Annotated in this window: 2 protein-coding genes (1 of these 2 cut by a window edge); both read right to left on the bottom strand. The window is 70.6% G+C overall.

The window, feature by feature from the left end:
- On the bottom strand, nucleotides 1–4,895 hold the beginning of the coding sequence (locus AS181_RS12240) for a non-ribosomal peptide synthetase (protein ID WP_058251860.1). 18,193 nt of this gene lie to the left of the window's left edge; the window shows 4,895 of its 23,088 coding nt (coding positions 1–4,895); the start codon lies at nucleotides 4,893–4,895; its stop codon lies beyond the left edge, outside the window.
- Nucleotides 4,892–13,093 (bottom strand): amino acid adenylation domain-containing protein, encoded by an 8,202-nt coding sequence (locus tag AS181_RS12235; RefSeq protein WP_231742382.1) that lies wholly within the window; start codon nucleotides 13,091–13,093, stop codon nucleotides 4,892–4,894. Before AS181_RS12235 ends, AS181_RS12240 begins: the two co-directional genes overlap by 4 nt.

Genomic DNA, 13,093 nt, shown 5'->3' with positions numbered 1-13,093 from the left:
CTGCGGCCCAGGAAGTCCAGCGTCCAGCGGCCGCTCCGTCGGCGCCATCGTACGAGATCACCGGTCCGGTACATCCGCTCGCCCGGCGCGCCGAACGGTGCCGCGACGAAGCGCTCGGCGGTCAACGCGGTCCGGCCGACGTAGCCGGCGGCGAGGGCGGAACCCGCCAGATACAGTTCCCCGGCCACGCCGGCGGGAACGGGATGCAGGCGGGGATCGAGAACTGCGGCGGTGGCACCGGCGATCGGACCACCGATGGTGACCGCGGAGTCGGGCCGCATCGGTGCCGACGACGTCGCCCAGATGGTGGTCTCGGTGGGACCGTAGAGATTGTGCATCGAGCGACCGGCGGACCAGGCCCGGACCAGTTCCGGCGAACAGACGTCACCGGCGACGGAGATGACCTCGAGATCGGGGAAACCGGTGCCGGTCGCCGCGCCCGATTCGGTGACCGCCTCGGACACCGTGGCGAGGGCGGTCGGGGTGATCGTCGCGTGGGTGATACGCTCCCGCCGCAGGATCGCCGCGAGTTCGGTGCCGCCCGTGACCCCGCCGGGCACCACGACCATGGTCGACGCGGCCGCCACCGCGACCAGCGTCTCGAACACCGCGGCGTCGAAACCCGGTGCCGCGAAGCGGAGTACGCGCGCCGCCGGCGTGAGCCCGAATCTCGCACGGGCATCGGCGATCAGATCGGCCAGCCCGCGGTGGGTGACCGCGACGCCTTTCGGCCGGCCGGTCGAGCCGGACGTGAAGATGACATAGGCCGTCTCGTCGGGGCGCGGACGTCGGGCGGACGCGACTCCGGTCTCGTCCGGATCGCCGGGCTGTTCGGCGACAACCCAGTCCACCGCCGCAGCCGCCGGTCGCAGCCCGGCGACGACCTCGGACGAGGTGACCCCGAGACGCGCGTCGACGGTGTCCAGCATGTAGCGCAGGCGCTCCCCGGGCACGCCGGGGTCGACGGGCGCCACCGCCGCGCCCGTGCGCGCGATCGCCCAGAACCCGACCGTGCCTTCGAGAGATCTCGGTGTGGCGAGGGCGATCACGGCGTCCGGCCCGGCGCCACGCGCACGGAGTACGTCGGCCAGCCGGCGCGTACGGAGGTCGAGCTCGGTGTACGTCAGGTGCTGCCCGTTCTCGGTGACCGCGATGCCGTCGGGATTCACGGCGATCGCGGCGTCCAGCAGGTCGGCGAGCGTCGACCTCGCCGACGCGAGACCCGGTGCCGCGATCACCGCATCCAAGTGATCGTCTCCGGTGGACAGGTCGCCGACCGGCGTGTGCGGCTCGTCCACCACCGCTCGCGCGATGGCGGTCATCCGACGGACGAACGCGTCCACCGTGCCGGCGTCGAAGAGGGCGGTGGCATAGGTGACGATCACGCGCGTGTCGTCGGCCGGGCTGCGGCCCGGCTCGTCGAGGACCGTGATCTGCAGGTCGACCTTCGCGGTGGTGACCGGGGCCTCGATCTCGGAGACGACGAGCCCCGGCAACTCGACGGTCGGCCGTGCGGCGTTCTGGAATGCCAGAGCGACCTGGACCAGCGGCGGGTGCGCGGTGTCGCGTACCGCGACGACCTCGTCGACGACAGTCTCGAACGGCAGGTCGGCGTGATCGAGTGCGGTCACGTCGATCTCGCGGATGTCGTCCAGCAGATCGGTGAACGAGGCCGCTCGACGCACCCGGCTGCGCAGCGCCAGCGTGTTGACGAACATCCCGATCAATGGGTCCAGATCGCGCTCGCCCCGACCCGCGACCGGGGTCCCGATGACGACGTCCTCGTCGGCGCCGGACCGGACAAGAGTGACCGCGAGCAGGGCGTGGACGGCCATGAACATCGTCGCGCCGTGCCGACCGGCGAGGTCTCCCAGAGCGTTCCAGGTGGCGGCGTCGAACGTCGCCGACAGCTCGGCACCCGAGTCGTCCCGGACCGCGGTGCGCGGCCGGTCCACCGGCAACTCGATGAGTGCCGGCACCCCGGCGAGACGGGTTCGCCAGTGGTCGAGCTGACGTGCTGCGAGAGACGTGGGGTCGGCGGCGTCCCCGAGCCGAAGGTGCTGCCACACCGAGTAGTCGACGTACTGGACCGGCAGGGGCGCCCAGCTGGGTTCGCGGCCGGCCGCGCGCGCCTCGTATGCGGTGACGAAGTCGGTGACCATCGGCGCGACGGAGGCACCGTCGCTGATGATGTGGTGCACCACCAGGACCAGGATCACGGCGTCGTCGGCGACGCGGATCAGGCGGGCCCGAACAGGCGCACCGGCTTCGAGATCGAAACCACGACTGGTGATCTCGGCGATGGTGGCCGTGACGTCGCCCTCGCCGGCGCCGCGCATGTCGATCGGGGGTGTCACCCGGACGTCGTGTCGAGGGTCTCCCGCGGGCGCGATGACCTGCTCGGGAACGCCGTCCACCGATACGAATCGAGTGCGCAACACCTCGTGTCGCGCAAGCAGATCCGCGAGAGCCGCGGCGACGACCGCAGGGTCCGGGGACCGGTCATCCGCCGCCTCCTGGCCCGAACCCGATGCGGCATCGAGGCGGAGCACGGCCGGGATGAGATAACCGGCCCCGCCCGGATCCAGCGTCTCCAGAAACCAGATTCGACGCTGTGCGGGCGACAACGGGAGCACCCCGTCGCGGCCCACTCGGCGCAGGGGCACCCGGCGATCAGCTCCCCCGCTTCCGTCGTGGTCTCCGGGGTCGCGTCCATCGATGACCGCTCCCAGACCCCGGACCGTCGGATCGGCGAACACTTCTCGCGCGGAGACCGTCGTGCCGAAATGCTCGGCTGCCCGGGCGGCCACCCGGGTAGCGGTGAGCGAGTTGCCACCGAGATCGAACAACGACGTGGTGACCCCGACGTCGCTCACGCCCAAGATCTCGGCGACCAGTGCGGCCAGGGCCGCCTCGGTCGCGCCGGCGGGCGGCTCGGCCTCCGGGCCATCGCCGGACCCCGGATCAGGCAGCGCGCCGCGATCGAGCTTGCCGTTCACGGTGAGCGGAAGTCGGGGTAGCCGGACGAACCGGGTGGGCACCATGTACTCGGGCACCGCGGTCGCCAGGCGCGTGCGGATCTCGCTGTCCGACAGCCCGACTGCGTCATCCGCCGCCGAAGCGGCGCCGCCCGCGGCGACGAGGTAGCCGACGAGATGCTCGGTGTCGCCGAGCGTACGGATGTCCGCCCCCGCCGCGTCGACGCCGTCGAGCGCCGACATCGCCGACTCGACCTCTCCCAGCTCGATCCGGAAGCCGCGGAGTTTCACCTGGCCATCGCGTCGTCCCACGAATTCGATGGACCCGTTGCGGGACATCCCGACGTCGCCGGTCCGGTACATCCGACCGCCCGGCGGTCCGAACGGGTCGGCGACGTACCGTGTGGACGTCTGACCGTGCCGGTTCAGGAACCCGCGGGTGACCTGGGCGCCCGCGACGTACAGTTCACCGGGCACGCCGTCGGGCACGGGGGCGAGCCGACCGTCGAGGACGTACACCCGCGAACCGAGCAGCGGGGTCCCGATGTCGGAGGCGGTTGCCCGGTCGACGAATGCGCGCGTCAGTTCCCGACGGGTCATGTAGACGGTGGTCTCGGTGGGACCGTACATGTTGTTCAGTTGCGGGCCCGCGACATCGGCGCCGGGACGGGTCGCCGACCCGTCGGCCGCCCGGTCCGTCTGCCATGTCCGGACATGCTCGTAGTCGAGGAGTTCGCCCGAGAAGTGCAGGCGCCGAACGGAGTCGGGCAATCGACGGCCGAGGGGTGGGCGGACGACCGCCGCGAACTGATAGAACGACGACGGGGTGAAGTTGACGATCGTGACCCCGTGTCGGTCGAACGCCTCGACCACGTCGTCCGGGGCGCGGGTCGTCGCGTGGTCGAGCACGAGGAGACGACCGCCGGCGCGCAGTGCGGCCCAGATCTCGCCGACCGAGACGTCGAACGCGTAGGAGTGAAACATCGACCACACGTCGTCGGGCGAACTCTCCACTACGGCGTCGAGCGCATCGAGCAGCGACACCACGTTGTCGTGGGTGACGACAACGCCTTTGGGGCGCCCGGTGGATCCGGAGGTGTACATCACGTAGGCGCTCGACTGGGCGGTCACGTGCTCCGGCAGCGGTGGGGTCGAGACCGACCGGGCATCGATGTCGTACTGCGCCAACAGGTCCTGCGGCGTGCACAGCGGCGCGGGCATCGCAGCCCAGGCCCCGACCGTCTCGGCGTCGGCCACGACGGCGACCGGCGACGCGTCCTCGACGATCCCGCGCAGGCGCGCGACCGGATGTGTCCGGTCGAGGGGTAGATAGGCGGCACCGGTCTTGAGAACCGCGAGCAACGCCACGATGAGGTCCACCGAGCGCGGGAGCGCGACCCCCACGAGTGTTTCGGGACCCGCACCACGATCGACGAGGGCGTGCGCCATCCGTTCGGAGCGCTCGTCGAGTTCCCGGTAGGTGAGCGACGCCCCGTCGAGGTCGGCGAGAGCGACGGCGTCGGCACGTCGTCGTGCGGCGATCCGGAAAAGCCCCGGCAGCGACTCGCGGTCACCGAGGCCCAGGATCTCGGTGATCCGCCGGTCGAGTTCATCGACGATTCCGGCCGCGGCGGTAGCCAGTTGCGATCCGCTCAGCCCCGCGCGCGGCATCAGCGCCGTCACCGTCGCGCGGAGGGCGGCGTCGGGCGCGACGCCCCGCTCCGCCAGGGTGATCGCCGAGGCCGAGACCCGGCGGTGCAGAGCACGGAAGGTCACCGGACCGGCCGCCCCGGACATCGCCTCGTCGTCGCCCGCGTGGGCGGCGGCGAGCGCCAGCAGCCGCAGCGCGGACGGGCGGCGCAGCGACGGCTGGGCAGGCCCCGTCGAAGTGCGGGGAATCGAGGTGTCCGACGTCACGCGGGTTCCACTCGATTTCGCTGGACCGCGCCCGATCCGGCGCCCGTGTGGCCGTGCACGACGGCATCGGCGGCGGTTCGCACGCTGTCGAAGACCTCGTCGATGGATCGGTCGGCGTCGGCGAGGAGCGTCGCCACGGCGATCGTCAACGCCTCCGCCGGGTCTTCGTCGGGAATCGACATCGACATGGCGACCGCGGTTGCCTCGAGATCGGCGAAGGTCACCTGTGGCGCCCCCGCGACGCCGATGACCGTGTCGGGCGCGACTGCCGCGACCTCCGACACCAGCTCGTGCAGCGGCCGGACGGCATCGTTCCCGCGCGCTTGCGGCGCGTTCTGCTCCGCCCAGACGGCGAGATCCCCGATCGCAGTATCCGGCCGTGACACGATGTCGGCCAACAGATTTCGGTACCTCTCGGCGAACAGGGCCACCGTGCCGGGGTCGAAGAGATCGGTGTCGAAGGCGATCTGCCCGCCCAGCGCGCCGTTCCGGTCGACGCCGTCGGGGTCGCCCGGGTAGAGCATGACCTCGAGGTCCACCTTGGCGGGAAAGGACTCGGGCAGACGCGGCCGGACATGGAGCCCGTCGAGTTCGATGTCCGGGAACTCGAGGTTCTGGTACGAGAGCATCACCGAGAACAACGGGTTGCGGCGTCCGCGGCGGACCGACGCACGGTCGGTCCGGGCGAGATGATCGACGATCTCGTCGAAGGACACGTCGGTGTGACCCAGGTCGGCGAAATCATCGGTGTGCACCCGTCGCAAGAGGTCCGCGAACGGCTCGTCCAGGCGAAGCCGCGTACGCAGGGGCACCGTGGTCGCGAGCATCCCCACCATGTCGGTCAGGGCGGGATCATCACGACCGGCGAACGGTGTGCCGATGACGATGTCGTCGCTTCCCGACAACCGCCCGATCAGGACCGCGAGCGCCGCGTGCAGGACGGCGAACTGCGTCGTGTTGCCCACCCGCGCCATCTGGCGGAGCATCGTCGCGGTCGGCGACGGTATGTCGAGATCGACGACTCCGCCCACATGGCGGGGCTCCACGGGCCGGGGCCGGTCGGTCGGGATCGTCGCCGGCTCCCCCGCCCGATCCAGACGTCGCCCCCAGTACCGCAGTTGACGCTGACGTTCCGTCTCCCCGTCGGGCCGCGTGGTCTGCAGGCGCTCGGCGTGCCAGATCGCATAGTCGGCGAACTGCACGCGCTGCCCCACCGCACTTCTCGATCCGGCTCGCCCCGAGATGCGGGCGGAGTAGAACTCGGCGAGGTCGCGGGACAGCGGGCCGAGCGACCCACCGTCGGCGTTGATGTGGTGGACGACGAACACCAGCAGGTGCCGGTCCGGGCTCACCCGCAGGATCGTCGCGCGGACCGCCGGGGGGCCGGTCAGGTCGAAACCCGCTCCGACGACAGCGGCGACCTCGGCGCCCAACCGGTCCTCGGCGGGCATGTCGGGCCGGTCACCGGCGGCGAGATCGACGAGCGGAATCCGCAACGCGTGCACCGCATCCGCAGCGGGGATGATGAGTTGCACCGGTGTGCCGTCGTGCAGCGGGTAACGCGTGCGCAGCGACTCGTGCCGCGCGACGAGGTCACCCACCGCGCCCGTGAGTGCCGGGACGTCGAGCCGGCCGTCGAGCTCCAGGGTCAGGCCGACGTTGTAGGCAGGCGAGGCCGGATCGGTCTGGTTGATCGACCACAGGCCGCGTTGCACTCCCGTGAGGTCGACGACATGAGTGCGTTCGCGCGGCGTCAGCATGCGTCCCGAGACCGCCCGGTCTGCCGTCGCCACCGCCGCCACGAAGTCCGCGACGGTCGGGTTCTCGAAGAGCAGCGACATCGGCACGCGGCGTCCGACATGCTGTTCGACGCGATAGGCGACCTTGGTCGCCGACAGCGAGCTCCCGCCGAGTTCGAAGAACCCGTCGTACACACTGACCTCCCGCAGACCGAGCACGTCGGCGAAGATCTGGGCCACGACGCCCTCGAGCCGGCTGCGGGGGCCGACATATTCACGTGCGGGCGAGATCTCCACCCCGGGCAGGGCGCGGCGGTCGACCTTGCCGGTCCGGGTCATCGGCAACTCGTCGAGCACCACCACGGTGTGTGGTACGAGGTGCGACGGCAGGCGGGCGGCGGCGTGGTCGAGGATGTGCTCGGGTGCGGGGACCCGGTCGGCAGGGGCGGTCACATACGACACCAGCACCGTGTCCCCAGCGGGGGTCGACGTCCCGACGGTGACCGCGATGTCCACATCGGGATGACTTGCCAGCACGCCGTCGACCTCGCCGGGTTCGACCCGCATGCCGCGGATCTTGATCTGGAAGTCGTTGCGTCCGTGGTAGACGATGTCGCCGGACGGCGTGCGCGTGACGAGGTCACCGGTGCGGTACATCCGCCCCCCGGTCGCGAACGGATCGGCGACGAACCGGCCCGCCGTCAGTCCGGGACGACCGTGGTAGCCGCGCCCGAGTGCCCGTCCCGACAGGTACAGCTCACCCAGGACACCGTCCGGCACCGGACGCAGGCAGGCGTCGAGGACCCGGACGCCGACTCCGGCGATCGGCCCACCGATCGTGACCGGTTCCGCGGGCCGGAGGGGCGCGGAGGCGGTGGCCCAGATCGTGGTCTCGCTGGGACCGTAGAGATTGAGCAGCGGGCGGCCGGCCGCATGCCACCTCGCGACCAACTCCGGAGGGCAGGCCTCGCCCGCCACCATCACGACCGAGAGTTCGGGCACCGCGGCAGGATCGAGAGTGGCGAGCGCGGTGGGCGTCATGATCGTGTGGGTGACCCGGTCACGGGCGATGATGGTCGCCAGCTCGGGACCGGCGAACACCTCGGGTGGGCTGATCGCCAGCTGGGCGCCCGAACACACCGCGAACACGATCTCCCAGACCGCGACATCGAATCCCGGTGCGGCGACATGGAGTATCCGCGAGTCCGGGCCCGCGCCCAGGCGATGCTGCTGCTCACCGACCAGTTCGGCGAACCCGGCGTTGGTCACCGTGACGGCCTTGGGCCGGCCGGTGGACCCGGAGGTGAATTGGAGGTAGGCCGCGTCGTCGAGGGCGATCGGCCGTACCCGCTCGGCGTCGGCCACCCGGTGCGTCGGCCGTCCGGCGATTCCCAGATCCACCTCGAGGTCATCGAGAACCAGCTGCGCGACCGTGGATCGGGTCGCCGAGGACCCGGCGCCGTCCGTGGTGACGGGATCCGCCGTGATGACCAGAACCGCACCGCTGTCGGCGAGCATCGCCGAACGGCGGGCGGCGGGCAGACGGGAGTCGATCATCACGAAGGCGGCGCCGCTCATGGCCACGCCCAGTACGGCCAGGACCGACCGGGGCGAGCGCGGGATGCTCACCGCTACGACGTCGCCTGGGCCGATGCCGCGTTCGATCAGGACGCGGGCGATCTGATTGGTCGTGGTCGTCACCTCGGACCAGCGGACCGCGCTCTCCCCGAGCAGGGCAGGGGCGCCGGGGTCGGCGCTCGCGAGACCGCGCGTCAGCAGTGTCGCGAGGGTCTGCTCCGAACGCGATCCCCGGGCCGGCGCCGCCAGGGTACGCATCTCGTCCGGGCGGAGCAGGTCGATCGCACCGATGCTCCGCGACGACTCGTGCACCATCTGCTCCAGGACGAACTCCAGCCGCCGCGCCATGTCGCGCACCGTAGCGTCGTCGAAAAGATCGGTTGCATAGGCGAATTCGACGTCGTAACGGTCGGTGCGGTCAGTGACCGACACGGTCACGTCGTACTTCGCGGACGGTACCCGGGCATCGAGGACCTCTGCGGACCCGGCCCATCGGGCGAGCTCGGCCAACTGATCGGGTTGAACCGTCAGCGCGACCTGGAACAGCGGCGAGTGCGCCGGCGACCGGTGTGGCGCGACAGCGTCCACGACCCGTTCGAACGGGACGTCGGCGCGGCTCATCGCGCGCGCGCAGCGGCGATGCGCGGCGGTGATGAAGTCGGCGACGGTGTCCCCGGGTTGCAGGGTCGTTCGCAGCACGACGGTGTTGACGAACATGCCGACGAGGTCGGCGAGCGCCGGATCGTCGCGGCCGGCGACCGCGGTCCCGATACTCACGTCGTCGGTGGCGGCCAGCCGACCCAAGGTGATCGCCAGGGCGGACTGGAACACCGCGAACGGGGTGACCGCCAACGATCTCGCGAGCTGCCGGATCCCCGCGGTCAGGCCCGTCCCGAGCACGGTGTCCACATGCGCTCCGCTGCTTGACATCACCCGCGGACGCGGCCGATCGGTGGGCAACTGCAGCAGATCCGGCGCGCCACGCAACTCCCCCCGCCAGAACTCCAGGCCCTCGACCAGAACCGACGACGGCGCATCCGGCGTTCCGAGCGTCTCGGCGCGCTCGACGGCGACATCGGCGTACTGCATCGGCAACGGCGCGAGATCCGGCTCCGCACCCGCGCGCCGACTGTCGTACGCGGTCATCAGATCTCGCAGCAGCGGCCGGAGCGAGTGCCCGTCGGCCGCGATGTGATGAAGGACCAGCACGACGATGTCGCCATCCGGATGTCCGGTCACCAGGCGGTACCGGAACGGGATCTCCTCGGCCAGGTCGAAGCCGACGTCGGTGATGGCGGAGATCGCCACGTTCACATCGTCTTCGGCGTCGGTCACATGTGTCCCGCTCGCTGCGATCCCGGCGACGAGTTCAACGTGTGTCCCGCCGGCCAGAAGATCGGCAGCCGTGCGCGAGTCCAGGATTCGCTGCTCGGGTTCGCCGTCGACGACAGGGAACACCGTGCGCAGGATCTCGTGCCGGTCCACGACGTCCCGGACCGCCCGGTGCATGGCATCGGCGTCCAGCGCGTGCGCCAGGCGCAGCGCGCCCGACATGTTATAGGTCGACTCGGCCGGCGACATCCGGTTGATGAACCACAACCGGGTCTGCGCCTGCGACAGCGGGATTCGCGCCGGACGGGGTGGTTGCGACCGGGTCGGGGCGGACCGGTCGGACTGCGGGACGACCACGGCGCGTGACGCGAGGTCGGCGAGGTCGACCGCGTCGAAGACGTCGGTCAGGGCGATCCCCAGCCCGTGGTCGACACGTGCGCGGGCCACCATCCGGGCGGCGAGCAACGAATCCGCACCCAAAGCGAAAAGATTGTCCGAGACGCTGACCCCCTCACGGTCCAACGCCTCCTCCACCAGCGACACGATCGCCCGCTCGACCGGGGTCTGCGGCGTCCGGAAACTCGTTGCGGCGGAGCCGAGTACGGGAACCGGCAGCGCGCGTGTGTCCAGCTTGCCCGAACGGGTGGTGGGAAACGCATCGAGGAAGACAATCCCCGGCGGAACCATGTGTCCGGGGAGTCGCCGTCGGCAGTGCGCACGCACAGCGTCGGCATCGAGCAGTTGCCGGGTGTCACCGGCATCATGATCGGCGCGGGATTCGGGCACGGACCCATCCCGGCGAGCACGGAGATAGGCGACGAGAACCGGTGCGGGCCCGAGATCGCGGCGGGCGACGACCGCTACCGCGTCGACGCCCGGGATCGCGGCGATCACCGCCTCCACCTCGCCGGGTTCCACGCGCTGACCCCGGATCTTGATCTGCTGATCGGTTCGTCCCAGATACTCCAGTTCACCGTCGGCAGTCCATCTGACCAGATCCCCGGTGCGGTACATCCGGGCACCCACGCCCCCCCCCCGCGGATCGGCCGTGAACCTGCCCGATGTCAGTCCCGGAGCACCGACGTAGCACGATGCCAGCTGCGGCCCCACCAGATACAACTCGCCGGCGACCCCGACCGGAACCGGACGTAGTCGGCCGTCGAGGACCCGCACCTCGGTCCCCGGTACCGGGTGTCCGATCGGAACGACGGGACCATCCGTCGTGACCCGCTGGGCGGTCACGTCGATCGCCGCCTCGGTCGGCCCGTACAGATTCACCAGTCCGGCACGGGTGGTCGACCGTACGCGCCGGGCGAGCCGGGCCGGCAGCGCCTCGCCGGACGTGAACACCCATCGCACGTGGTCGGGTAGGGAGAGTCGTTCGTGCGCCACCGTGTCGGTTCCGCCGAACTCGTCGACGGAGTGAGTCGTCGAATCACCAGGGTCCGGTCCGAGCACCACGTCGAGATAGGCATCGAGCATCGACGGCACGAAATGCAGGACGGTGACGCCGGAGCGCGCGATGAGGTCGCGGAGGTACGCGGGATCGCGGTGTCCGCCGGGCGCCGCGATCACCATCCGCGCCCCGACGCGCAACGGCCACAGCAACTCCCAGACCGACACGTCGAAGATTGCCGGCGTCTTGTACAGTACGGCGTCCCCCGCGGCGATCGGGTGATCGTGCTGCATCCACCCGAGGCGTTGCTCGATCGCCCGATGACCGATCTCGACACCTTTGGGGGTCCCGGTCGATCCCGACGTGAAGATGACGTAGGCGGCCAGATCAGCCGGAACCCGGGTCTCCCGATGCGGCCGTGCAGTCGGACCGGGAAGCGGGGAGTCGAGACCGGCGATGAAGTGTGCGTCGACGACCAGGGCGGGTTCGACCGCGGCGATGATCGCCTGTCGCCGCTCGTCCGGTTCGGCCGGATCGACGGGCACGTAGGCCGCACCCAGCCCGATCGCGGCATACACGGCGCACACCTGCTCGATCGAGCGGTCCAGTGCCACGACGATGCGATCGCCGCGCCGGGCGCCCAGACTCGTGAACCGGTCCGCGAATGTGTCGCAGGCACGCGCGAAGTCGCGGTAGGTGAGGGTGGTGTCGCCGAACGTCACCGCGGGCGCGTCCGGCGTCGACTCGACCTGGCGATCGAAGGCGGCCAGCACGTGCTCACCGCCCACGCCGAGGGCCGGCCCGCCGGAACCGAGGTGATCCAGGGTTGCCGACTCCCCGGCCATCAGCAGGTCGAGGTCGGTGACAGGCCGGTTCGGGTGCGCGACGAACTGTGTGAGCACGTTGAGCAGGCGACCGCGATGTGCCTCGAGTTCCGCCGACCCGTACAGCGTGGGGTTCGCGTGCAAACCCACTTCCAGCGGGGCCTCCGGGCCGGCCGCGAAGACGTTCATCACCAGGTCTTCGACCAGACCGGCGGACAGCATGTGATAGCGCACGCGGGCGCCGTCGATGACGATCGGCTTGTCGAACAGCAACAGGTTGACCAGCGGTCCGAACGACGTACCGCGGGCATCACCGAAACCGGCTGCCGCCCTGATGTCCTCGGATCGATACCGTTGATGGCGCAGACCCGCGGTGATCTCCGCGCTGACCGCCGCGACGACGTCGGCGCACGTCGCGGAGGAGATTCCGTCCACGCGCAGCGGCAACATGTTGGAGACCATCCCGGCCGAGTGCCGGACGCGCGCCGTCGTCCTTGCGGTGACCGGCAGACTGAGGACGATGTCGTCGCTGCCGGACATGCGCGCGAGGAACGCGGCGAACGCGGCGGTGAGGATGGCGGCAACCGAGGCGTCGAGATCCCGGGCGCACCGACGCAGCGCCTCATCCAGTTCCGGACCTAGCAGCCCGGCGCAGACGACGGTCTCGTTGCGGACGCCGGCGGTGGCCGGGTGTGCAGCGAGGCTGACCCGCTCGGAGAGCCCGGCGGCACGTTCCTGCCAGAACTCGCGGTCTTTCTCGAACCGCGTGCTCTGCCGGTAGGCGGCGTCGTCGGCGACCACCTCGGCGATGCTGGCGCGTCGGACCGGTCGGCGCCCGATTCGCGGCGGCACCGTGGCAGCGACCTCCGCCGCAGGATTCGGCGCGCGGTGCTCGTTGTAGCGCGCCACCGCTTCGTGCAGGCACATCAGCGCGCCGTATCCGTCGAACGCGATGTGATGACCGCGCATGTACCAGTACGTCCGGTCGTCGGCGATCCGGATGAAGGCCGCGACGGCGACCGGATCGGCCAGCAGGTCCACGGACCGCTGGTGGTCGGCGCGCATCCAGTCGGCGGCTGCCGCTTCGGGATCCGGGTGCGTCCGCAGATCGACGTCGATCACGTCGAACGGAACGGAGAAGTCGATGTATTGCCGAGGCGTGCCGTCGACCTCGACCACGCGCGTGTACGCCGTCTGCAGGTCGCGTGCCGCCTCCAATACTCCCCGACGGAACAACTCCCGATCGAACGGGCGTCCGTCGTCGACGATGTCGAGGTAGTGCGCGACGGTGACCGAGTGGTCGTCGACCAAGTTCTCGGCAAACCACAT

The organism is Gordonia sp. SGD-V-85 (assembly GCF_001456905.1).
GTDB classification, from domain to species: domain Bacteria; phylum Actinomycetota; class Actinomycetes; order Mycobacteriales; family Mycobacteriaceae; genus Gordonia; species Gordonia hongkongensis.
The sequence above is the reverse complement of the archived record's forward strand: the minus strand, read 5'-3'. Positions and strand labels throughout refer to the sequence as shown.